This is a genomic window from Morganella morganii (assembly GCF_019242955.1).
GTDB lineage: Bacteria > Pseudomonadota > Gammaproteobacteria > Enterobacterales > Enterobacteriaceae > Morganella > Morganella sibonii.
In genome coordinates, this window is the sequence record NZ_CP066129.1 from 1536083 (window position 1) to 1562561 (window position 26479).

14 protein-coding genes are annotated in these 26479 nt (G+C 49.1%); 12 read left to right on the forward strand and 2 right to left on the reverse strand.

Features of this window, described 5'->3' with window-relative positions; translation table 11 throughout:
* Nucleotides 1–67 precede the first annotated feature (67 nt).
* The 11 genes from JC793_RS06985 (at nt 68) to JC793_RS07035 (ending at nt 23625) form a co-directional block, all read left to right on the forward strand.
* Nucleotides 68–2419 (forward strand): TonB-dependent receptor plug domain-containing protein, encoded by a 2352-nt coding sequence (locus tag JC793_RS06985; protein WP_218427929.1) that lies wholly within the window; start codon nt 68–70, stop codon nt 2417–2419.
* Between the two features lie 67 nt (nt 2420–2486).
* Nucleotides 2487–4157 (forward strand): ABC transporter ATP-binding protein/permease, encoded by a 1671-nt coding sequence (locus JC793_RS06990; protein WP_247717340.1) that lies wholly within the window; start codon nt 2487–2489, stop codon nt 4155–4157.
* Entirely contained in the window at nt 4154–6952 is a 2799-nt protein-coding gene (locus tag JC793_RS06995; protein WP_218427933.1) for a M16 family metallopeptidase, read from the forward strand. The genes JC793_RS06990 and JC793_RS06995 overlap by 4 nt, the downstream gene beginning before the upstream one ends.
* A 3-nt stretch (nt 6953–6955) precedes the next feature.
* Entirely contained in the window at nt 6956–7669 is a 714-nt protein-coding gene (locus JC793_RS07000) for a TonB family protein (RefSeq protein WP_218427935.1), read from the forward strand.
* A gap of 622 nt (nt 7670–8291) precedes the next feature.
* Nucleotides 8292–9731 (forward strand): sensor histidine kinase, encoded by a 1440-nt coding sequence (locus JC793_RS07005; RefSeq protein WP_046892520.1) that lies wholly within the window; start codon nt 8292–8294, stop codon nt 9729–9731.
* A gap of 21 nt (nt 9732–9752) precedes the next feature.
* The gene (qseG, locus tag JC793_RS07010; protein WP_218427937.1) at nt 9753–10616 is read left to right on the forward strand and encodes a two-component system QseEF-associated lipoprotein QseG; all 864 of its coding nucleotides are present in this window, start codon (nt 9753–9755) and stop codon (nt 10614–10616) included.
* Between the two features lie 7 nt (nt 10617–10623).
* Nucleotides 10624–11964 (forward strand): two-component system response regulator GlrR, encoded by a 1341-nt coding sequence (glrR, locus tag JC793_RS07015; RefSeq protein ID WP_046892519.1) that lies wholly within the window; start codon nt 10624–10626, stop codon nt 11962–11964.
* Nucleotides 11965–12071: 107 nt separating this feature from the next.
* The gene (locus JC793_RS07020; RefSeq protein ID WP_218427939.1) at nt 12072–13694 is read left to right on the forward strand and encodes an NAD+ synthase; all 1623 of its coding nucleotides are present in this window, start codon (nt 12072–12074) and stop codon (nt 13692–13694) included.
* Between the two features lie 12 nt (nt 13695–13706).
* Nucleotides 13707–14045, forward strand: coding sequence for a nitrogen regulatory protein P-II (glnB, locus tag JC793_RS07025; RefSeq protein WP_046892517.1), 339 nt, complete (start codon nt 13707–13709; stop codon nt 14043–14045).
* Between the two features lie 94 nt (nt 14046–14139).
* Complete coding sequence (locus JC793_RS07030; protein WP_166707440.1) at nt 14140–14409, forward strand: hypothetical protein; 270 nt, start codon at nt 14140–14142, stop codon at nt 14407–14409.
* A gap of 1032 nt (nt 14410–15441) precedes the next feature.
* Nucleotides 15442–23625 carry an Ig-like domain-containing protein gene (locus JC793_RS07035; RefSeq protein ID WP_218427941.1) on the forward strand — a complete coding sequence of 2728 codons (8184 nt, stop codon included), beginning with the start codon at nt 15442–15444 and terminating at the stop codon, nt 23623–23625.
* Nucleotides 23626–24009: 384 nt separating this feature from the next.
* Here the strand turns inward: JC793_RS07035 and JC793_RS07040 are convergent, their stop codons facing one another.
* The gene (locus JC793_RS07040; protein WP_218427942.1) at nt 24010–24495 is read right to left on the reverse strand and encodes a FidL-like protein; all 486 of its coding nucleotides are present in this window, start codon (nt 24493–24495) and stop codon (nt 24010–24012) included.
* Nucleotides 24479–25255 carry a winged helix-turn-helix domain-containing protein gene (locus JC793_RS07045; protein ID WP_166707443.1) on the reverse strand — a complete coding sequence of 259 codons (777 nt, stop codon included), beginning with the start codon at nt 25253–25255 and terminating at the stop codon, nt 24479–24481. The genes JC793_RS07040 and JC793_RS07045 overlap by 17 nt, the downstream gene beginning before the upstream one ends.
* Nucleotides 25256–25920: 665 nt before the next feature.
* On the opposite strand from JC793_RS07045, the gene JC793_RS07050 reads away from it, so the two are divergent.
* A complete protein-coding gene (locus JC793_RS07050) occupies nt 25921–26478 on the forward strand; it encodes a hypothetical protein (RefSeq protein ID WP_218427944.1) in 558 nt (185 codons plus the stop codon).
* Nucleotide 26479 lies beyond the last annotated feature (1 nt).

The following is a 26479-nucleotide window of genomic DNA, read 5'->3' on the forward strand; positions in this document are numbered from 1 at the left end:
GTTAGCATTCGCAAACAATAATGATAATGCGAATAACTATCATTTGCTTTCAAATAAAGTTAACCCAATGAAAAATACAGATAAATTACTTATTGCAGCTATTACAGGCAGTTCATTTTGTAGTTTTTATACACATGCAGCTCAATATAACCCCGATAACCATATTAAGGTTGCGGTTAAATCGGATGCGCACGCAGAGACAGATGATCCTTTATCGTCTCAAACGATAACAGAGCAGGAAATAAAGGATTCACCATCGTCTAATAGTAACCTAAGTGATTATTTGAAAGCCGTCCCCGGTGCCCGTGTGGAGAGTAAATCAGAAACAGGATTTACCAATGGTGAGATTAAACCGCTCTCTGTTTCCATTAACGGTGCGCCTTCAGAACAGACGGCGTATATGATAGACGGGGTGAATATTAATAACGATATCGACCCGGCATCCTCCTTATTTGATGGCACCATGGGCGTCAATCCGAATAAGAGTTCAGAGCAGGCTTATTTCTTTGATGCGAAACTGCTTTCGGGAATAACGGTTTACAGTAATAACGTTCCGGCAAACCTGGGCGGATTTACCGGCGGGGCAGTTGTGGCGGAAACCCGGCAGTACAGCGGAGAAAATCACGCATCAGTCAGTTACCGTACCACCCGGTCTTCCTGGGCATCATTAAAAGCGGATGAGGCGGTAAAAGAAGCGCTGGATAAAAAAGTCCCCAACGGAATGAATGCAGAATTTCAGCCCGTTTATAAAAAAGAATTCTTTAATCTGACGGCGGAATACGGATTAACGGAGAATACCGGTATGGTATTCGGATTCAGCCGCCGTGATTCTGATATCCGTCAGACCCGGATGCTGAATTCGAAAGGAGAGACGGATAACCGTAATCACACCCGCCGTTCCGATAATATGCTGGTCAATTTTAACTGGACACCGGATACCGGCCGGACGCTGGAAGCCGGGTTCCGTATGTCAGATTATAAAGAGGGTAAATTTTACGCCAATAATATTGATAATAACGTCAATGATACCCATCAGGCTTACGGTACGACGATCCGGTATATTCAGTCTGTGCCGGGCGGTAAACTGACATCAACGGCAGCGTATGACAAGTTTTCCGATAAACGCCGTTCCAACAGTACCGAAGCCAGTGTGGTGACTGACCTGGATACCGGTCTTGATTTTGAGGAAGGCGGATATGGTAACAGTCAGCTGACGCAGGAAAATATCAATTTAATTCTGGATTATAATACTGACCCCGTATTCTTCGGACATACAGAGCACGTTTTCAATACCGGAGCCGATTACCGTCATACGGCATATGCGTTTAAGCGGGATGAAGATGTTCACTCAACGGTATCATTTATTGACAGTACCGGCCGGGATGTTCTTTTAAGTGAACTGACCGCGTCAAAAGGAACCGTAAATACCTCTCACCAGAATTATGCGCTTTATGCTCAGGACACGATTAAAACCGGTGATTTCACATTCCGTCCCGGTTTACGTCTGGAACGGGATAATTATTTAAGTAACACAAATATCGCTCCCCGTTTTACGGCTTACTGGCAGGCATTACCGGATACCCGGTTTAAGTTCGGACTTAACCGTTATTACGGACGTTCATTTGCCACGATGAAGTTATCCGGGAAAATACTGGAACTGAATCAGGATCGTACCCGGGATTACCGTTCACTGACACACTTAAGTACACCGCATTCAGATGAATTGAACTTCGGGATTAATCAGGACTGGAATAACTGGCGTATTTCCGCGGATTATACATACAGAAAGTATAAGCAGCGGATTGTGGTTAAGCGCAGTACTCAGGATGATAAGAAAGTTGATTCATTCACCAACGGCGATGATTTCAATGCTCAGATTTATACGCTGCAAATAACCAATAAAACACCGTGGACTCTTGGTGCGACAGAGTGGAATACCACATTAGGTGCTGACTGGCTGAATACCGGCAGAGCCGATCTTGAGAAAACATTAGATCCGGATGAGGCGGTTATTCTTGATGGTCGTCTGATGTCCCGTGCTCAGATGGAAAAAGAAGTCAATAATAATGAAGAGGAGTGGATGGTCCGTCTGGGTGTTGATATGAAGATCCCGGATAATAATATAACCTGGTCGAATAAATTTTATATTAAAGCACCGGTCCATTCTTATGCAGAAACCAACAGTACGGATGATATCACTGTTTATAAAACGCAGAACTTCGGAACACATACTCAATGGGATACCAGCCTGAGCTGGCAGCCGGCTATTTATGGTTCACATCAGCTCTATTTCCGTGCCGAAGTACTCAATGTGCTGAACCAGGTCAGGAAAATGGAAAATAAAGGCTACAGTTCAAATGAATACGGAATTTACACTCCGGGACGTGAATTCTGGCTTGAAGTCGGTTATGAATTTTAATTGAGACATAAGCAACTGCCGGCGGAAAATTCTGTTTTCTGCCGGCAGGCCCATGGCAAATCATTGTATGAATAGCAAATCCGAATTAAATAAAAATAAATTTATCAAACAGGTCTGGAGCCTGGCCTGTCCGTACTGGAAAAGCCGGGAATGGAAAATAGCCTGGCCGCTGATTATTTCTGTTATTGCACTTAATTATATTGTTGTTGAAATTGCGGTGAAATACAGCGACTGGAACCGTGATTTTTTTAATCTGATGCAGAATAAGGACTGGGATAATTTCTGGCCGATGCTGAGTCAGTTTGTTCTGATCATGGCGGTTTATTCTTCTGTCGATCTTATTGAAGAATATTTGCGCCGGACATTACGTATCCGCTGGCGGGGCTGGCTGACAGAGCGGTTTCTTACGCAGTGGCTGAGCCATAAGCGTATTTACCGGCATCAGCTTTTATATAAAGAGAGTGATAACCCGGATCAGCGTATTGCTCAGGATATAAAAGAATTTTGCGACCAGACATTGCAGCTGGGACTGGGATTACTGCGGACTGTCACCAGTCTGGTGTCTTTTACCGTTATTTTATGGAATCTTTCCGGAACACTGACATTTGAACTGGGCGGAATGACATGGGTAATACCGGGATATATGGTGTGGGTGGCAATACTGTATTCCGTTATCGGTACATGGCTCACCCATAAAATTACCAGAAAACTAATCCCGCTGACATTTCAGCAGGAAAAATGCGAAGCTGATTTCCGTTTTCATCTGATGCGGGTAAAGGAATATGCGGAATCGATCAGTTTTCTGCGCGGTGAAAAGGCGGAATTATCCTCATCAAAACGGTTATTCGGGAAAATATGGCAGAACTGGCAATATCTGACCGGAATGAAAATGAAATATCAGGCCTTTAACAGCGGATATAATGAGGTCGCCCGTATTTTCCCGTATCTGGTGGCATCGCCGCGGCTGATGAGCGGCAGTCTGCAACTCGGGGATATGATGCAGACCGCAACCGGATTTTACCGGGTACAGGAAGCATTCAGCTGGTTTGTCGATTCTTATGAGTCAGTGGCAAACTGGCGGGCAGTCACCGGGCGTCTGGTGACATTCAGCTCACAGCTCGATTCTATTACCGCCACCGGCACAATCCGTCAGTCTGATTCTCCCGAATGGTCTGAGTTATCGGTATTTTTACCGGATAACCGTCCGGTTCAGGAAAATATGTCCGGCGCCTTTCCGGACAGCAGCGCAATTACAGGTCCGTCGGGATGCGGGAAAAGTACATTCCTGCGCACACTCGCCGGATTATGGCCGCATTATAAAGGTTCATTATCCATGCCCCCGGATAATTACTGCATGTTTATTCCTCAGAAACCGTATTTACCGGAAGCCACATTGCGGGAAATTTTAATATATCCCCATATTCACGGGGAATATGACGATGCATTGCTGGCCGGTGCATTAACGGATGTGGGACTCAGCCATTTTATTCCTGAACTGGATACCGGGAAAAACTGGCAGCACACATTATCCGGCGGAGAACTCCAGAAAATAATGCTGGCGCGGTGCCTGATACAAAAACCGGCCTGGCTGTTTCTTGATGAGGCCTTATCTGCACTCGATGAGGAAAATTATAAAACACTGAGCCGGTTACTCAGGGAAAAACTGGCTCACAGTCATATTATCGAAATATCTCACAGGGAAGACGTGAGAAATGATAAGCCCGGGTTGATTTTATGAAAAGAATACTACTGATAACCGGTATGTTATTTATTCTGGCCGCCTGTTCCGGTCAGCAGACACAGGTTAATGACCTGCTGAAAATGAAAACTCTCCGGTATGACCCGGCAATAGAAACCGGCACGCTGAATAACGGATTCCGTTATTTTCTGGCGGAAAACAGCACACCGGAGAAAAAAGTGTATATCCGGCTGGTTGTTAATGCCGGGTCAATGAATGAGGATGATGACCAGAGAGGCGTTGCACATATTGTCGAACATATGGCATTTAACGGAACAACGCATTTCCCCGGTAATAAGCTGATCCGTGACCTGGAAAAAGCGGGATTAAAATTCGGTATTGATATTAATGCATTCACGGATTTTGAAAATACGGTCTATACATTAAATCTGCCGGACAATGACCCGGCAAAAATTAACCTTGCGCTGGATATTGTTGCTGACTGGGCAGGGCGGGTAACCATAAATCAGGCGGACCTGGATGCAGAAAGGGGCGTTGTTCTGGAAGAGTGGCGTGCCAGACTGGGCGCCATGCTGCGGCTGGGGGATAAAAAGAGCGCCATTGAGATGGCGGGGTCGCGCTATGCATTACGTGACCCTATCGGTGATGCGGAAACAATACAGCATGTCAGCCGTAAACGGGTGGCTGATTTTTATTATCGCTGGTACAGACCGGATAATATGTCTCTGGTCGCCGCCGGGGATATTAATAAACAACACATCCTGTCTCTGCTGAAAACAAAATTAACAACGCTTCCGGTCAGAACAGATCCGCCTGAGATGATTGATTATTCTGTACCGTTGCCGGAACACTGGCGTGCGGCTTTTGTTCATGAGGATGAAATCCGGACACCGGCGGTGGAAATCAGTTTTTTCAGTCCTTATCAGGAGGATTATTCACTGGCCCGTTATAAGGATGACCTGGTTAATCAGATTATGACCCGGCTGATAAATATCCGGTTACAGCATCTGGAAAAAGAGAATGATGAGTTTATCAGTACCGCGAATTATTACTCTTCAGCGACCGGAAGGGAAACCATACAATCTGTATTTTCCCTGCAATTATCAGATGAAAAATATGATGAAGCCACACTGAGTATTTTTAATTTTCTTGCCGCTGTTGAGCAGCAGGGTTTTACACAGGCTGAGCTGGATGAAGAGCTTGAGCGGTTAACCCGGCTTAATGAAAAACAGAAAGATAAAACCATTTACAGTATCGATCTTGCGGCGGATATGATGACGGCGGCAGCCAGCCATCAGCTGCTTGCAGGGCAGAACGATAAATTTCTTCTCAATCGCTATTATCTGAAAAATATCACCTTAGCGGATGTGAACAGCGCATTTCATACTATGACAGCCGTGAAATCCCGGCTGGTGATGATCACGCATCCGGAGAAAATACAGCCGCAGGCCATGGATGCGGCAGCACTGGAAAAAAGCTGGATTGAAAGCCACCGGTTACCACAGAAAAAATGGGACCCGGCCGCAGAACAAATAACGGAACTACCGGATATTAATGTCACGGCCGGTAGTGTGAAACTTATCAGAACGGTTGAAGAATATAATATCAGGGAATATCAGCTGAGTAACGGCAGCCGGTTAATCTATCAGTACAATAATGATAATCCGGGGAAAGTGTTCTTTAAGGCGCTGACACCCGGCGGATTACGGTCAGTACCGGATGACGATTATCATGCGCTGCGGATTGCCGTCAGCCTGACGGATGAAACCGGTTTTGGCCGTTATCCGCTATCCGCATTACAGGCTGTTTTTAATAAAAGTCCGGTGGTGATGTCAACATTACTGGATGAACATCAGCAGGGGTTTTCCGGCTGGGCAGAGACGGATAATCTTGAAAAAATTCTGACACTTTTTCATCTGAAATTAAATGAAAGCCGGGTAACGGAAAAAGTATGGCGTAAATATAAATCAGAAACGGATAAACAGCTGGCGGAGAATAATAAAGACAGTCAGCATCTCTTTATGCAGAAAATATCATCACTGCGTTATCCGGGAAAACATACCATATATGATGCCACACAGCAGGATCTTGACGCACTGAGTGCGGAAAAACTGACGCAGTTGTATGAACGCTATATCAGTAATAAAACCGATTTTACGTATTTTATTACCGGTGATATTCAGCCCCGCGATGCGGAAAAGATTGCAGGAAAATATCTGGCATCCGTGGGTGTAAAAAAGGATGGCAGAGAACCCGTTGCGATTGAAGCCGGAACACCGGCAACACCATTAATTGTCAGGGGATTGCAGGAGCCGCGGGCGGAAGTGGAGATCTATCTTGTCCGCAAAAATGGCTGGCGGCCGGATAATGCCTATTATCTGGAGATCGGCGGCGAGCTGATTCAGGAAAAACTGCGGGAAAAATTACGTGAGGAAGCATCGGGTGTCTACAGTGTCACCGCATGGTTCTGGCACAACCCGTCTGAAATACAGGATGAGGGACGGATCATGTTCACCTGTGCACCGGAACGGGTGGATGAACTGATTGCCCTGAGTGAACGCGTGCTGACAGAATTTAAGCATAACGGGATTGATCGGCAGGTATTCAGAAATAAAATCATACAGAGCCGCGATATTCTTGAGCGAACCCGTCATTCGGTGACCGGCATACTGGAAGATATTGAACGCAGTTATATGCTGACCGGCGGCCCGTTATTAATCGGTGCTTCACTGCGGGCAAATGAAAAGGCATCTCCGGAAGAGACTGAAATGGTTTTACAGGACTTTTTACGTCATGCCGGAAAATTCCATGCGGTATTACTGCCTGCGGAGTAATCAATGAATCGCTGCAAACTGGCCGGTTTATTCTTTTCTCTGTGTCTTCACGGCGGACTGCTTATTTTTTTATTCTGTATCAGCCGGGCTGATTATGCGGAGAACGGCAATATCCGTGCGGATAACCGCAGTGCCATGTTATTGCTGCCTGCGCCGGAAAAGGCGGAGAAACACTCTCCGGATATCCCGGAACAGAGCGCGGAAAGTCCGTTGCCGGTGATAAGCCCGGCAGCGGATAAAAAATCAGAATGGCAGGCGGAAAAAAACAGAAAAAAACGTGAGAATAAACCGCGGCAGAAAATTAAAAAGCCGGTTACTGCACCGCGGCATGATAAAGATGTGCATAAACCGGCAGAGGTTCCGGATACAGGTTTACAGTCATCTCTGTCGGCCGGAAATCATAACCTGACAACAGCCGATACCGTTGCCGGACAGCAGAGTGACGACGACCTGTGGTTATACCGGGAAAAAATGCGCAGAGAGATCCTGCGGTATATTTATTATCCAGCCAGAATCAGAAAGGTCAGCGCAGCCGTTGATATTAATGTCAGTATTTCCGGAACCGGCGCGCTTTCTGACCCCGTGGTGATCAGAAGTTCGGGTAACCGGATACTGGATAAAATTGCCCTCGGTGCGGTCAGTCAATATCAGCCGGTGGGGATCCCTCCGCCGGGGTTAGACAAAAGCATTGTCCTGACGGTGGATTTTATTAAGTAAACTGCGTGTTTGTTTGCATGTCCGGTATAAAAAATCATCTGTGTCATAAAATAACGACATTCATCATTTTTAATGTCTCCAAAAGGAGACATCTAATGCATTGATATTTAAAGAGGTAAAAAAGAGCAAAAAAGACTGTCGCAAATCAGAGACGTTTTTTCACAAAACAACGGGAAAACCGGGAAATAATTCGGTTGTGGCAGTATCCGTAAAATATCAGAAGGATGATATTAAATATTTTTCCTTTAATAACATGGTGTTAATTTTTAACTTTGAAAATTGGCACGGCAGTTGCAATATCTTCTTCAGTTGCTCATTCAATTTTTTATGTCGGCCCGCAATATGGCGGAAACATGCCACATAAGCCCGGGAATGATGCCAGAGTAAGGTGCCTACCGTCCGTTAATACCGATAATTGCGCAAGCTTTATCAGACACAGGGCGACACGTTGAGTGAGGCACCACCTTAATCTCACTGGCGGGACGGCAGGAAACTGTCGTCCCGTCATCATTTTATACCTTCCCTGCATTCTTTCTGTTCTCTTTTTCTCACTGATGCACGCTGATCCTTTTCTCTTATCCCGGAACCGGTTAGCATCATGGACATGACAACAGGTTAAGAGATGATAATCTTGAAAAAATGGCGATTATTTCCGCGTTCGCTGCGTCAGCTGGTTGTGGTGGCATTCTGTCTGGTTCTGCTGCCGTTGCTGGGACTGGCCTGGCAGGCGTATCAGAGTTTTGATGAGCTGAGTAATCAGGCGGCGCAAATCAGTATTTCAACAGTACAGGATGCGCGGCGCAGTGAGGAAATGTCGAGCCTGGCGCTGGAAATGGAGCGCAGCTACCGCCAGTACTGTGTGCTGGGAAATGAAACCCTGAAAAATGTCTGGCATAAACAGTATCTCAGCTATGAGAACTATCTCACCCGCCAGAAACAATCCACGCCTGATCCGCGCTATACTGATGACATCGCCGCCAGTCTCGGACAGTTGTCCGTCCTGCAATGTGAAAACGGTGAGCCGGTAGCGGCTATGATGACCCATCTCGAAGCCTTTGCCCGCAGTAATGCCGACCTGGTGCAGGCTATCCGCGAGGCCAATTTCCGGCGCGGTGAAGAACTTCAGAATGCCATCGCCCGCAAAGGGCAATCGTTCGGCTGGCAGAGCCTGCTGGTGTTTGTCCTGAGTACCGGGCTTATCATTCTGTTTACCCGGATGATTATCGGGCCGGTAAAAGTTATCGAGCGGATGGTTAACCGGCTGGGAGAAGGCCGTAATCTGATACAGCGTCTTGATCATTTTAACGGCCCGAGAGAGCTGCGTTCACTGGCACTGCGGATTGTCTGGCTGAGTGAACGTCTTGACTGGCTGGAATCCCAGCGCCATGAATTTCTGCGTCATATTTCTCATGAACTGAAAACACCGCTGGCCAGTATGCGTGAAGGTACTGAACTGCTGGCTGATGAAGTGGCGGGGCCGCTGACAACTGACCAGAAAGATGTCGTCTCTATCCTGAGTGAAAGCAGCCGTCATTTACAGGTTCTGATTGAACAGTTGCTGGAGTATAACCGCACTCTGGTGGACAGCCCGACAGAAGCCAAATGGGTTAACCTGGATACGGTAGTGCATGGGGTCGTTAATGCACACAGCTTACCGGCGAGAAGCAAAGAAATCACTACGGAAGTCGGGCTGGATGAGACAAGTGTCTGGGCAGAGCCTGTCTTATTAACACGTGTACTCGATAATCTCTATTCAAATGCGGTACACTATGGCGCTGAATCGGGTAAGATCCGGATAACCAGCCGGAAAGCCGGTCAGCATATACAGATTGATGTCGCCAATACCGGTACGCCGATCCCGGAGGAAGAACAGGAAATGATCTTCGAACCGTTCTACCAGGGATCGCTTCAGCGCAAAGGTGCTGTCAAAGGCAGCGGGCTGGGACTGAGTATCGCCCGGGATTGTATTAACCGGATGGGCGGCGAACTGATATTAGTCGGTTCTGAAGGTGCGGATGTGTGCTTCCGTGTTCAGCTTCCGTTCCACACCTTACTGGAATAACAGGTCAGCATTAACTTGAAAATGACATTTAAGTCCCTGATTGCCGCCGTCCCGCTGTTGCTGGCCGGCTGCGTAAAAACCGCAACACCGCCGGATCTCTCTGCACTGGCTTCTGTCGTTCTGCCGCAGGAGCGGACGACGGATTACCGGATTGCGGATTGTCACGCTATCTGGGAACTCAACTCCGCAGCGGCAACAGAAAACGGCCTTTACTGGCTGCGGATGATTGACTGCGCTGATCTGCTCAGCAGTGACACGGCCCGTATTATGGCGGGGAAAATAACACCCGACAGCTGGGATACCGCATTCCGCCAGAGTATTTTACTGAATAATACCGGCTCGTCAGCGAATGATAAACGCAGGGTGCTCGATACCCTGAATACCTACAGCGCCGGGTTCCCGGTGTCACTGCGCCCGCTGATGACCCTGTGGCGTGACCAGCTGAAACAGGCGATAGCCCTGAGTGATGAACGCCAGCGCTACCGCCGTTTGCAGAGTGATACTGACGGTAAAATTGATCAGTTGCGTGCGGTAAATGCCCGTCTGCAGTTTGAATTACAAAATACCACCCGCAAGCTCGATAACCTGAGCAACATTGAGCGCCAGCTGGCCGGCCGCAAACAGCCGACCAAAGCAGAGGCGGAACTGGAAAACACCCTTGAAGAGCGTCGTGAAGCCTTAGAGGAAGCTGCAGGTACGGCAGAGCAGAAACCGGAGGAAGTCAAACCGGAGCAGGCAAAACCGGCTGATGATGTTAAACCGGCCGATGGAGTTAAGCCGGCCGATGGTGTTAAACCAGCCGATAGTGTTAAACCAGTCGATAGTGTTAAACCGGCAGAACCGAAAACCGCCGGAAAACAACCGGCACAGGATAAAAAGGAGTAACCCCGGCATGACAGCACGCCGCAGCGCAAACTTATTACTGGTTGATGACGATCCGGGTTTACTGAAACTGCTGGGAATGCGCCTGAGCAGTGAAGGTTTCCGGGTATCAACGGCAGAAAGCGGCCCTGAAGCGCTGAAGGTTCTCAGCAAAGAAAAGATTGATCTGGTCATCAGTGACCTGCGGATGGATGAAATGGACGGTATGGCGCTGTTTGCCGAGATCCAGAAAACCCATTCCGGGATGCCGGTGATTATCCTCACTGCCCACGGCTCTATCCCTGATGCGGTGGCGGCCACCCGTGAGGGCGTTTTCAGCTTCCTGACCAAACCGGTGGATCGCGATGCCTTATATAAAGCTATCGATGATGCACTGGCGCTTTCCACCACCACGGTCAGTGATGAATCCTGGTGTGAGAGTATTGTTACCCGCAGCCCGCTGATGCTGCGTCTGCTGGAACAGGCGCGCATGGTGGCGCAATCCGATGTCAGTGTTCTGATCAACGGCCAGAGTGGTACCGGGAAAGAGGTACTGGCACAGGCCATCCACAAAGCCAGCCCGAGAGCGAAAAAACCGTTTATTGCCATTAACTGCGGCGCATTGCCGGAGCAGTTACTGGAATCTGAATTGTTCGGCCATGCCAAAGGTGCCTTTACCGGTGCCGTCAGCAGCCGGGAAGGGCTGTTCCAGGCGGCGGAAAGCGGTACGCTGTTTCTCGATGAAATCGGGGATATGCCGATGCCGTTGCAGGTCAAACTGCTGCGTGTTTTGCAGGAGCGCAAAGTGCGCCCGCTCGGCAGCAACCGCGACATTGATATTGATGTCCGCGTGATTTCCGCGACACACCGCGATTTACCCAAGGCGATGGAAAAACACGAATTTCGTGAAGATCTTTATTACCGCCTCAATGTGGTTAACCTGAAAATTCCGACACTCCATGAGCGGGCAGAAGATATCCCGCTGCTGGCCAATCATATTCTGCGTGAAGCGGCGAAAAAACATAAGCCGTTTGTCCGCAGTTTCTCCCCGGATGCCATGAAATGTCTGATGGGCGCAAGCTGGCCGGGTAACGTGCGTCAGTTACTTAACGTTATCGAGCAATGTGTGGCGCTGTCCACCGTGCCGGTGATCAGTGAGGCGCTGGTGACACAGGCTCTGGAAGGCGAAAATACCGCATTGCCGACTTTTGCGGAAGCCCGTAATCAGTTTGAGCTCAATTACTTACGCAAACTTCTCCAGATGACCAAAGGTAACGTGACCAATGCCGCACGGCTGGCGGGGCGTAACCGGACAGAATTTTATAAATTGCTGTCCCGTCATGAGCTGGATGCGGCCGACTTTAAAGAATAAGCAAAGAATCGGCTCTGGCCGGCACATTTTGCTATCATCTTCATTATTAGCTGTTTTATTATTAATTTTTACATACGGTGAGACTCATCCCGGGAGAGCAGGATTTTATGCGTCGTACACTTAATATCGCCCTGGCCCAGCTGAATTTTCTGGTCGGAGATATCGAAGGCAATGGTGAACGTATTCTGAAAACCATGGCGGAACAACAGGCAGCCGGAGCTGACCTGGTCATGTTTTCCGAACTGGCATTGTCCGGATATTCGCCGGAAGACCTGGTTTTTCGTCCCGATTTTCATCAGCGGATAGTACAGAGCCTTACCCGGATACAACAGGCCAGCGGTGACTGCGCTGTGCTGGCGGGGCACCCGTGGCAGGAAAACGGCCGCATTTATAATGCTCTCTCTTTGTTTGAGAAAGGGGAACTCCGCGCCCGTTATTTCAAACAGGAACTGCCGAACTACGGTGTGTTTGATGAAAAACGCTGGTTTACAGCGGGTACTGAAAGCTGTGTGATCGATTTCCGTGGTTACCGTCTCGGGTTACTCATTTGTGAGGATATCTGGACTGACGGCCCTGTTGATGCGCTGAAGGCCGCCGGGGCTGAAATCATCCTTACGCTGAATGCATCACCGTATTCCACTGATAAAATTGATACCCGGGATGTGCTGATACAGGCACATTGCCGCCGTACCGGGCTGCCGCTGGTCTATCTCAATCAGGTCGGCGGCCAGGATGAACTGATTTTTGATGGTGATTCTGCTGTTTTCGCCGCGGATGGCAGCGTAACGCATCGTCTTGCTGCATTTTCAGAGCAAATCGCACAGTGTCAGTTTACGGATTTAACCATCACACCGATGGCGGATCCGGCACCGTCGTTATCTGTCCTTGCGCAGGTTTATCAGGGGCTGGTGCTGGCGACACGGGATTATGTCCGCAAAAATGGTTTTCAGGGGGCATTGCTGGGCTTGTCCGGCGGGATAGACTCCGGCCTGACCGTTGCGATTGCCGCCGATGCACTGGGCAGAGATAAAGTGCAGGCGGTGATGATGCCGTTCCGCTACACCTCCGATATCAGCATCCACGATGCCCGTGAGCAGGCAGAGCTGCTGGGGGTGGAATTTGATGTGGTGTCGATTGAGCCGATGTTTGACGCCTTTATGCACGAACTGGCGCCGAAATTCGCCGGAACACAGGCCGATACTACCGAAGAGAATTTACAGGCCCGCTGCCGTGCTGTGATCCTGATGGCAATGTCTAATAAGCGCCGCCGCATTGTGCTGACCACCAGTAATAAAAGTGAATGTGCTGTCGGTTACTCCACACTGTACGGGGATATGGCCGGGGGCTTTAACGTCCTGAAAGATGTGCCGAAAACCATGGTGTTTGAGCTGGCGAGATACCGCAATACGCTGTCACCGGCAATTCCGGAGCGGGTTATCACCCGTCCGCCGTCTGCGGAGCTGGCACCGGGTCAGCTGGATCAGGACAGCCTGCCGCCGTATGACATCCTGGATGCATTGCTGGCCGGGTATGTTGAAAAAGACATGTCCGCAGATGAGCTGATTGCTGCCGGGTTTGATGAGGCGGTAGTCCGCAAGGTTATCCGGCTGGTGGATATCAATGAATACAAACGCCGCCAGTCACCGGTGGGGCCGCGCATTACCGCCCGGAACTTTGGCAAAGATCGCCGTTACCCGATTACATCCGGGTTTGGCCGCAAAAATTGGTAACAGGATCTGACAATGAAAAAGATTGAGGCAATTATTAAGCCGTTTAAACTCGATGATGTCCGCGAAGCACTGGCTGAAGTCGGGATCACCGGGATGACAGTGACAGAAGTGAAAGGGTTCGGCCGCCAGAAAGGGCATACCGAACTGTATCGCGGTGCGGAATATATGGTGGATTTCCTGCCGAAGGTAAAAATCGAAATTGTTGTCGCCGATGACATTCTCGATACCTGTGTGGAAACCATTATGCAGACGGCGCAGACCGGTAAAATCGGTGACGGTAAAATCTTTGTGTTCGATGTGGCACAGGTGGTGCGGATACGTACCGGTGAACAGGATGAAGATGCTATCTGAATTCTGCTGATCATATCGGTCAATCATATTCATCCGGCGGCTGTTATTTCTGACACCGCCGGATTTTTTTATCTGTCAGCAAAAGGAGAAAGCAGTGCGGACAATACATGTACGGGTAATACAATGGATCGTTGCGGTATGTGCGGTGGTTATTATGCTGGTGATGGCCGGGGTGATTATTGTGCAGTTTGCACTGAAAGATCCCGGTCAGCATGAATTACCGGCGCTGTTTGCGCAGGTTTCCGGAATGAATTTAAATAAAGAGGAAAGCGAAGAGCTGGAAACATGCATTCAGTCGGCCAAAGTGATGTATTTTTCACAGGCAGTAAAAAAGTGTGTGAACCGGGCGCGGTATAAAAACTGAAAAAATAAGAACTAAAAAAAAGAACCAAAAAAAAGAGTAACAGTGAACCGGGCGAAAGGATGGGGTAGATATAAATTCGGCGGTTATGTTACTGTCACTCGTATGTGATGTATTTTAAACACATACGCTGAATATCCGGCGTGTTGCTATTGTTGTTCTGTCGCGGTTATAAAGTTTTGTGCAGAATAAAACTCATAAACAAACAATAATATTCCGAAAAGTAACGAATGTTCTTTGAAAGATATTTATTTTTTCTCTGGAAGGGTATATAGAGTCCGGTAAAATATTTATGCTGTGAAAATACAGCCGGAAAGTTAATAAATAGTGTAATGTCACACTATTGTTAATCAACTTTCCCTCATCAAAGATATCACCTGTCAAATTGCAGTTATTTATTCAACCCTGCCTGCCTGAATAATGTCTTCATTTCTCTGCTATCCGCATACTTTTAATTTAAATATTTAATTTTAATCCAAACTTAATTGATTGATTTATATGGCTATAGTTATTGTCAGCGAATGGCGGTGACGTCTTCGAAATATCTGATTTATTATTACAAAACGGGTAAGGTGATGACTTTTTATAAAAGCACGGGTATCGTAATTGCAACAATCTTATTATCTGTGTGCTCAGGGGTAACTGCACAACATAAAATGAAAGTACCCGCGACAAACATGCCTGCATTGACGGGTTTATTTTTCTCAGAGGCATAAATCAGGGGCTGTTTAACACTTGTTCCCGGAATTACAGCAATATCAGTCGCAATTACACATTACATAATATTAACAACATAATATTAACAATACAATATTAAAAAAATCATGAATGGCTATTTCTGATGAACTACTATCAATGACCCTCAATAAGAAGCCTGGTGTGCTGAAGTACAGTACACCGCCTTTGTTTGGGTGAAATATAATTTCAGGACATTAACGAATATTTAACCTGCTCCTCCTCTGGTATTAATAACGGCACCGTAAGGGATGATATTTTCTGTCGTCCTTTGCGATGCTTGTGCATAGGAAATATATAATGAACAAACGTATTCGCCGTTTCCCCCGACTTAACCGTCAGGTGGTTACTGCGTGGCTGGTGATCCTCACCCAGCTGTTCACTCCGCTCATGTTATCCCTCCCGGCCCGTGCAGCTTTCCGCACGTCTGCTGCTGATGATCAGGCGGTCCGTGAGACCATTGAGGGCATGAATGCGATGATGATGCCCGGGCAGGATGGCTTCTTCTCTTCCGGCAGCAGTGCAGCGGTAACCGCACACGACATCCCGGCTCATGACAACACCGTCCGCCGGGATGACATCTTCAGTGCCCTGCCGGATCTGGGCAGCCCGAAAACCACGGATGCAGACGGTAAAAAAGACTACCTGACGTCCGGCGATGACAACCGGTCCGGCAGTGGTGCCGCCCGGGTGGCGCAGGGCGTCAGTCAGGTGGGCAGCATGCTCTCACAGGAGAACACGAACGCCCTCGATGCCTCTGTCGGCTACGCCCGGAGCATGGGTGAGAACCTCATTAACCAGCAGGTCACCGACTGGCTGAACCAGTTCGGTCACGCCAGGGTGCAGTTCGGCTCTGACCGCACCGGAGATGCGGACCTGCTGATCCCTTTGCATGAAACACCGGACAGTCTGCTTTTCTCTCAGGCCGGCATCCGTGCTAACGAAGACCGCACCACGGCGAATGCCGGGGTCGGCTATCGTCATATGCAGGATGAATGGATGTGGGGCGTCAATACCTTCTGGGACCACGACATGACCGGGAACAACTCCCGTCTGGGTGTCGGGGGAGAGCTGTGGGCTGACTACCTGAAAGTGTCTGCCAACGGCTACTTTCGCCTGACAAACTGGCATCAGTCTGCGCCGGACGCGATGCGCGACTACGACGAACGTCCGGCTAACGGATTTGACATCCGCACCGAAGCTTATCTGCCGTCTTACCCGCAACTCGGCGCTTTTGCCCGCTATGAACAGTATTTTGGTGACGGTATTGATCCGGGCTACAGCACGACGCCGGGTGATCTGAAAAACAATCCGTCTGCCACTACCCTGGGGCTGACCTATACCCCGGTACCGCTGGTGACCTTCCGGGGGCAGACCGCGTTCGGTGATGACAACGACAGCAGTATCGGCATGGACATCACCTACCGGTTTGGCGTGCCGCTCTCCCGTCAGCTTGACAGTGAGAACGTCGATCTGATGCGCAGTCTGGCCGGGAACCGCTACGACTTTGTTGACCGTAACTACAACATCGTCATGCAGTACCGTAAGCAGGAACTGCTGTCCATCTCTCTGCCGGCGCGTATGGATGGTGAAGCCGCCGGGGTTCTGAGCGTGCCGCTGACCGTGAATAAAGCGAAGTACGGCCTGAAGTCCGTAGACTGGTCCGCACCGGAGCTGACCTCACAGGGCGGACGACTGGTGATGACTTCTCTGACCACCGCCAGCCTGACTTTGCCTGCATACGTATTTACCCGCAGCAATGAACCACAGATCTACCGCGTCTCCGCCACCGGGACTGACACTGAAGGCAATGTCTCCAATACTGCCGTGATGTGGGTGGGGGTTCGTCCGTCTCAGGAAACTATTACCAGTCTGACTGTCACCCCGGGAACCCCGGTGATGGCCGACAACAAAAATACCTTTACCGCCGCGGCAGTGGTGCTGGATGAGAAAAATGTCCCGCTGGCCGGACGTGAAATTACCTTCACCACAGCAGGCTTCCGGGACAACACCGCCGTGACACTGCTGGATAACAGCGGTCACGCGGACAGCAGCCAGACCGTGGTAACCGACAGCCAGGGTCGTGCCACTGTGAAGGTGCGCAGTAAGGTCTCCGGCAGCGGCAACGTGAAAGCTGCCATGAAAAACGGCAACAGCCTGGCGGAAGAGCTGACTTTTGCCGCCGATATTACCTCCGCGCAGATACGTACTCTGACCCTGACGCACGACAAGGCGCTGGCCAACGGCAAGGCCATGAATGAAGCCCTGGCGACAGTTCAGGATCAGTTCGGTAACCCGGTGGAAAACTTCACCCTGAGTGCGGATGCATCCAACGGGGCACAGATGCAAACCCCGTCGCAGGTCACTGATGCTGCCGGACAGATCACTGCCCGCTTCAGCAACAACATAGCCGGCCAGTCCGTTCTGACAGTCAGCGGTACCGGCACACAGAAAAGCGTCAGCGCGCAGTTTATGGTGGATATCAGCCATGCGCAGATAGATACTCTGAAGGTTGAAAAAGATAATGCTTACGCTAACGACCAGGCGCAGGACAGCGTGCGGCTGACGGTCACGGATGATAATCACAACGTGCTGCCGGGTCTGCCGGTCACCATCACCGTTCCGGCCGGGGCGCACTACACCACCCGGCCTGCCGGTAACCTGACGGACAGTCAGGGCCAGCTGCTGGTGAACATCACCAGTCATAAAGTGGGCACCGACACCTACCGGTTTGGCATTAACGGCAATAACAAAGACACCCCGCTGAGCTTTGTGGCGGATCCGTCCACGGCAGCCATTACCCGGGGCAACCTGACGGTCACGAAAGATAATGCCGTGGCCAACGGCAGCGACACCAACGAAGTGATGGCCAAAGTCACCGATGCGAACGGCTACCCGGTCACAAACATGGCGGTCACCTTCAGTGCGGGTAACGGCGCGAAAATTACCGCCACCGGTACCACCGGGGCAGACGGTACCGTGAAGGTCACCCTGACGAATCTCAAATCCGGCACCGCACCGGTGACGGCCTCGGTCAACAACAGCACCCGGCAGGTGAGCACCACCTTTACTGTGGATGAGGGCACCGTCACCATCAGCAAGGGCAACCTGACCGTCACAAAAGATAACGCGACAGCCAACGGCACCGATACCAACGAAGTCATGGCGAAAGTCACGGACGCTTCAGGCAATCCGGCCCCCGGCATCATGGTTAACTTCAGTGCGGACAATGGCGCGACGATTGCGGCGACCGGCAAAACGGGTACAGACGGCACGGTCAAAGTGACCCTGACCAGCCTGAAGGCCGGAACCATTGCCGTGAAAGCGACCCTGAAAAACGGCAATAATCAGCAGGTGAACACTACCTTTGTGGCTGACAGCAGCACTGCCGCCATCACCAAAGGCAACCTGACTGTTACCCGGGATGGTGCGAAAGCCGACGACACTGATACCAACGAAGTGATGGCTAAAGTCACTGACACCAACGGTAACCCGGTGGCCAACGTCAGCGTAGACTTCAGTGCGAATAACAGCGCAAAAATCACCGCCACCGGCAAAACGGCTGCGGACGGTACCGTGAAGGTCACGCTGACCAGCCTGAAAGCGGGCGTTGCTGCGGTGACCGCGAAAGTGAACACCAACAGCCAGTCTGTGAACACCACCTTTAAGGCTGACTCAACCACGGCAACACTGACCAAAAGCAACCTGACGGTGACCGCTGACGGCGCAATTGCCAATGGCAAGGCCACCAACGAAGTGATGGCGAAGGTCACCGATGCGGGCGGAAATATCCTGTCCGGTATTCAGGTGGACTTCAGCGCGAACAACAGTGCGAAAATTATTGCCTCCGGCACGACAGGGGCAGACGGAACGGTAAAAGTTACGCTGACCAGCACGGTTGCAGGTATTGCCGTAGTTACGGCGACCGTGAACACAACCAGTCAGACGGTGAACACCACCTTTGTGCCTGATACGTCCACTGCCGGCATCATTAAAGGTAACCTGACGGTCACCAAAGATGATGCGATTGCAGACGGTAAAGCCACCAACGAAGTGATGGCCAAAGTTACCGATGCGGGCGGCAACGTGCTGGCCGGTATTAAAGTGGACTTCAGTGCGGATAACGGCGCGAAAATCGCGGCAACCGGCACCACCGGTGCTGACGGTACGGTAAAAGTCACCCTGACCAGCACCACCGCAGGTACGGCTGTTGTGACCGCGAAAACCGGCACCAGCGGCAGCCAGTCCGTCAACACCACCTTTAAGGCGGATACCGGTACGGCGACCATCACTCAGGGCAACCTGACGGTGACCCGGGATGATGCGATTGCCGACGGTAACGCCACCAACGAAGTGATGGCCAAAGTCACTGACGCCAACGGTAACGTCCTGTCCGGTATTCAGGTGGACTTCAGCGCCAACAACGGTGCGAAAATTGCCGCAACCGGCACTACCGGGGCTGACGGTACGGTAAAAGTCACCCTGACCAACATCACCGCAGGTACCACCGCCGTGACCGCGAAAGCGGGTACCAGCGGCAGTCAGACAGTCAACACCAACTTTAAGGCTGACCCGTCCACGGCAACGCTGGCGAAAGGCGACCTGGTCGTGACGCAGGATAACGCTGTTGCTGACGGCAGCGCCACTAACGAAGTGCAGGCCAAAGTCACCGACGCCAACGGCAACCTGCTGTCCGGTATCAAAGTAGACCTCACTGCGGCGAACGGCGCGAAAATCGTGGCGACAGGCACTACCGGTGCAGACGGCACGGTCAAAGCGACGCTGACGAACACCACTGCGGGCAAGACCCCGGTTACGGCCACCATCAGCAGCACCGGCAGTACCCGGACGGTGAACACCACCTTTGATGCGAATGCCGGCACGGCCACCATCATCAAGGGTAACCTGACGGTCACCGTGGATGACGCAACAGCGGATGGTAAAGCTACCAACGAAGTGATGGCCAAAGTCACCGATGCAGGCGGCAATGTGCTGTCCGGTATCACGGTCGGCTTCACGGCGGACAATAACGCCACCATTATTGCCGGCGGCAAAACCGGCACCGACGGTACCGTGAAAGTGACCCTGACCAGCCTGAAGGCCGGAGTGGTGAACGTCACGGCGACGGTGAACAAAAACAGTCAGACGGTGAAAACCACCTTTAAGGCTGACAGCAGCACTGCAAACATCACTCAGGGTAACCTGACTGTAACCAAAGATGATGCAACGGCTGACGGTAAAGCCACTAACGAAGTCATGGCGAAAGTCACTGACGCGAACGGTAACCTGGTGTCCGGTGTGACGGTGAACTTCACTGCCACCAATGGTGCATCCGTTATCGGAAGCGGGACCACAGCAGCGGACGGTACGGTGAAGGTCACCCTGACTAACCTTCACGCCGGTAAGGCTATCGTCACCGCGAAAGTGAACACCAGCAGTCAGTCTGTTGATACTCACTTTACGGCAGATAGCGGGACAGCCGTCCTGACCAAAGGAAATCTGACCGTTACGGCAGACGATGCCATTGCAGACGGTAAGGCAACCAACGAAGTCATGGCGAAAGTCACTGACGCCAACGGTAACCTGCTGTCCGGCGTTCAGGTTGATTTCACGGCGACCAACAGCGCGAAAATCATCGCCAGCGGCACCACCGGTGCAGACGGTACCGTCAAGGTGACCCTGACCAGCCTGAAAGCAGGCCCGGCAGACGTGACGGCGACGGTGAATAAAACCAGCCAGACGGTTACCACGACCTTTAACGCTGACCCGTCCACAGCGACCATCACCAAAGGTAACCTGACAGTCACGCAGGATAACGCCATTGCCAACGGCACCGACACTAACGAAGTGATGGCGACAGTCACGGATGCGAACGGCAACCTGCTGTCCGGTATCGATGCCGGCTTTACGGCAGACAACGGTGCTGTTATTACCGCTACCGGCAAAACTGCCGCAGACGGCACGGTGAAGGTGACGCTGACCAGCAACAAAGGCGGCATCGTCATTGTCACTGCGACGGTGGACGGTACCAGCAACAGTCAGTCGGTGAATACCACATTCGCCTACGATGTTGATGCCGCTGCGTTTGACCTGTCAACGGGTGCAGATAACGCGATAGCTGACGGGAAAGCGTTTGATGAAGCGGTCATGGAAGTGGTGGAAATTAGCACTGGCGCCCCGATTTCGGGGGTGAAAATTGACTTTGAGGGTGACAATGCCCCAGGCAAACAGACCAGTGTAACAACAGGCGCTAACGGGAAAGCAGTGCTGCCAGTCACGAGTCTTAAAGCTGGTACCATCACGATGACAGGCAGCTACAATGGGACCCTGAAAGGGGAGACTTACCTCAACTTTATCGGTGATGCCGGAACGGCAACCATCATCAACGGTGACCTGACTGTCACAAAAGACAACGCGGTTGCAGACGGTAAAGCCACCAACGAAGTCCGGGCAAAAGTCACCGATGCCAACGGCAACGTGGTTCCGGATGTGGATGTGGCCTTCAGCGCAGATAACGGCGCAATTATTGCGGCGACGGGCAAAACTGACCGGGACGGTCTCGTGAAAGTGACCCTGACCAGCCAGACCGCCGGTGTGGCAAATGTCACAGCCACGGTGAACAAAGTCAGCCAGAAAGTCGCAACCACGTTCAAGGTTGATGAAACCAAACTGGTTTTCATTGTCGGGAAATTTGCTGGCGCGAACTGCGTTGTTAGTGATAAATGGCAGAAATCTTGCAATGCAATTGTTCAGATCGGAGACCAAAATGGTAAGCCTGTCGATGGAGTTAAGGTCAGCTTTACGGCAGAGAATGGTGTGACTATCGGTCGCGTTGGGGATGCCGATAAAGAAAGTGACGTAACGATTCCTGACAATATGGTCGCTTCGAGTAGCGATAATCACGGGTGGTTAAGAGTATATCCTGTCAACACAACAGTAATGGATGATGTGGTCATTACAGCAACGCTGCCAAATGGTGTCAGTAAGAAGATACACGGTAGTTTTGTTGCAGACAAGGGAACAGCAACCCTCGTGAAGGGCAATCTGACCGTTACGAAGGACAATGCTCTGGCTGACAATAAAGATACTAACGAAGTGCAGGCAAAAGTTACTGACAAGTTTGGTAACGTTGTTCCGAATTATACCGTGAGCTTTGACGCCCCAGCCTCACAGGCCAATCTATCAAATAGATCTATGGCAACAGGCGATGATGGCATCGCTAAAGTAACACTGACAGCGCAGGCGGGTGGTCAGGTAGTTGTTACGGCTGAGGCTGGTCTGCACACAGAGCAAGTCACCATCACCTTTACGCCTGATGAAAGCAAGGCGAACATTGCCGATGGCGACCTGACGGTTACGCAGGATAACGCGGTTGCAGATGGTAAGGCCACCAATGAAGTGCAGGCGAAAGTCACCCATGCAAATGGTAAACCGTTCGCTGGTATCAATGTCGACTTCACTGCTGATAACGGTGCTGTGATTGTGGCATCGGGTGTCTCGGGTACGGATGGTACAGTGAAAGCCACCCTGACCAGTACCAAGGCAGGTCCGGCTAACGTGACGGCCATGCTGAAAAACGGTGTCAGTCAGACGGTTGCGCCGACATTTGTGGGGGACCCTGCAACAGCGCTGATTGAGCAGGGTAATCTGATTGTGACGAAAGACAAAGCTCTGGCAGACGGAAAGGATACCGGTGAGGTTGAGGCGACAGTCACTGATGCCAATGGTAACCTTGTACCAGATACTGAAGTATCGTTTAGTGCGGATAATAAGGTGTTCTTCACAGGTAAAACTCGCGCTGGCGGGACGATAAGCGCTTCTCTGACTCATACCACTGAGGGTTCTGTTGATGTCACAGCTGCGTTGAATAATGGTGCCAATGCGTCAGTATCCGTTAATTTTATGAAGGTTAGTAAAATTACAGGTGCGATTATTCATGCTGCAGGTAAAAATGACGCCAGGCCCCGGGGGGTGACAAAAGGTTTTCCCGGCGCCGGGTTTAAAGGTGCAGTCTTTCAGCTCCAGATAGATGGCTTAACGACGTCAAACAGTGATTATCAGTGGAGCAGCAGTTCATCATCGGCTGATGTTGACCAGACAGGTACTGTAACCCTTAATTCAGGGGGAGCTGTAACAATAACTGCTGCGCCAAAAGACGGGGGTGCACCGCTTAAATATGATTTTAACGTGAAAAAGTGGTTTACTTTTATAACAACAGCGAGTTCTGTTGCAGATATATCAACCGCTTGCCAGCCCTATGGCGAATGGGCGCATGAAGCTGATGTCATGCCGTCATCGGTTAATAGTATGAATCAATGGCCATATACATACTTTTTGGCTGGTTTTGTGCCCGGTGCTGTAAATAATTACTGGGTGTTAGAGGATAGTTTAATTAACCACTATTTCAATCTGACGGATGGTTATATGATGGAGAATGCAACCGCAATATCAAATGGCAGGGCAATATGTGTAAGGAATTTCTGATCTGATAAAAAGGCCTCACCTGAAACTCAGGTGAGGCTGTATTTCAATATGGGGGAAGTATATCTGAAAGTACATAAAAATATTCTTTAAAATAATATATTAGTAATAAAGAGATAATTTCAGCTGCAAATATCTTTCAGTAACCAGACCTCTCATTAATTTTGTATTTGTTCTGTTCCCTGATATCAGCCTGTTATTTTCAGGCAGTAAAAATTCTGTGATCTTATTTCATCCGGAGTACTATATGGCATGCCTCTTGTAAGAGCGGAAAACCCGGTCTGTGGCCGCCTGTATCAGGCGGGGGATAATATACAGATAAGTTGTGAGCCGGAAAAAAACACGCCCGGTTAAAGGCGTGTGAGGGGCGCGGAGACACAGAATAACCTAATTATATTCCACACACATCGAATAGGCTGAATAAGGTGTACTGAGAATATAGCTGTTATGAAGTTTTTGTATATGAAGTTCTTTTTCTGTTTCGGAGAGGTCGTAAATCATACTATTAAAAAGCGGGTCAGGGAAAGAATCGCTGGCACCCTTCACAAGCCGGATATTCCTCATAGCAACTGTCTCTCCGTTTACGACCTGGTAAGTAAAGAGAATTGATCTGGACAGAAGGTATTCAGTTTCCTTATTTTCAATTATTCCCGATAAGTGAATCCGGCCCTTTTTGCCTTCGCCAAGAATCAGTGTCATTGTGTCATTAAGCCTGTAGCCTCCGGGTAATTTAACCCAGTTATTTGTTGCGGAACATTCCAGCGTAATATCCGGGTTATTTTTATCGTAATAAATTACACCGGTAACGGCCGCTGTAAACACCATTAAAAGTAAAGTCACAATGTGACCGGACTTCTTAATAGTTGCGTACATAAACAACCTCACATCCTGAAAGTTTTTTATCCGTATTCTGCTGATATGCACATCTCGAAACGAAGGCTCGTCCTTTTGATTCAAAAACAAAGAGGTCTTCGGAATCAAAGATATAAAAGTTATCTTTTACACAAGGAAGCACTTCATGGGTCATGCTTTTTACCAGGTTTATTTTGGTTTCTTTGAATGATTCAGAACCGGGATAAATAGTAAACACCGGACAAGTCCCGATTCGGCCAATGTCATAAAGTGAAACAGATTTGAACTCAAATTTGTCCCGGCGCGTCATATCTGCCGAGTAAGCAATAAGGAGTATGATGAGCGATAAATTGAAGCATGTGATTAATGCTTTGAATTTTGGCAATGTTCTCCCGTCAGTTTTTTTCGGAGGAGAAACAACGGGTGATGGAAATAAATCAGTATCTGTATCCTGATCAAAAACCGTAATGTCAGCGTTAAACGAAAATCCATATTTAGGTACGGTTTTAATAATTTGACTGAAACCATATGCTGTAAAATATTTACGTAAAATAGTTATATACTGAGACAGGCTGTTTCCCGAGCCTGAAAAACCAAATTTTCCCCAGACTTCTTCAATAATTTTTTCTTTGCCAAGTACAATGTTCGGATTTTGAACCAGATAGTGTAGTAACCGGCATGCAGTCTCAGAAACAGAAATAGCTTCATCAGGTACTGATTTGTGATAAAGAGAACGTCCATCGTTATCGAAAATTATTTCATCATCGATTATGTATAGCATAGAACAAATCCAGTAGTGAGCTGAAAGGGATATTATACATTAATAAATTATATGAGTACGTTATCCTGCAAGTTTACAGATGTTATTAATCACTTATTCTACAGACTCCCGGGGGAAGTGAAAACAGATCAAAATACCAGCCAGGATAAAAAATCATAACCTGACTTTTATTTGGTATAAAATCACATAAAGCAATCATGTTTTTATAAAATATACCGCGCAGGGTAAGTTTGGAGTTAAAATTGCGTCTGGTATAAAAAACAATTATCAACTGAGTGCGGTACGAGCCTTATCAATGACGGGAGCCATTTTCAGCAAAGGTAAGAAATTGCATTGTACGTGCAGTTATAAACTACCTGGGATAACAGATGGGCATGTCTTATCACCAGCCGGGCCATATCATCGGCTTATATTTATCAGAATATATATCTATATCGACTGGTGTTTTTAATATATTAATTTATAAAACATGGTTTATTCAATAAATTGTACCGCGCTGGTTTTCTGCGCATTACAATCCTCAGCACCAGAGTTTTTCCGTATCACCCTATGTCCCGATGGATGTATGGCCTCTCGTGTAATAAGAGTAGCCCGGTGCCGGAACAACAGGAACATACGGCGGCAAAACCGTTTGACTATATTGTAAAACTATCCGGAGAATTAAAATGACTCACGCTCAGAGTGTTGATGTTGTTTTATTGTCAAAAAACATATTCCTTGCTGAAGGGGTGACATCGAAAACAGGGCAACACAGTTGTGCAACCCCCGTCGTTCTTATAGATCTGGAAAGCTATAATAAAATTGAGGAGGTTATCCGGGATATTAGCATGTTCAGCCATGACCAGAGGGCAACGCTAATCTTTGCTGATAATATCGTATCCTGCATGTTAAGTAATATAGCAGGCATACGTATAGAAAGCGCATTATCCGCCTGGACTAACACCAAAATTATTAAAAACTCAATGAAAGTTAATGTCCTTCTGGAAAAATTACTTAAAATAGCTCACATGGATATTTTTACTCCGACTGAGCGTGAAGTCATACAGTCATTTAAACATTACGAAAATATGGGCCTGGCTGCAAAATCTATCAATATGTGTATTACCACATTTTATGCTCATTCGATATCTGTTGCTAAAAAGCATAATGTAAAAACAACAAGCCATGTTCATCATTACTACAGTTCAAACAAAGATTTTGGGACGTTTAATTGCCATATATGAG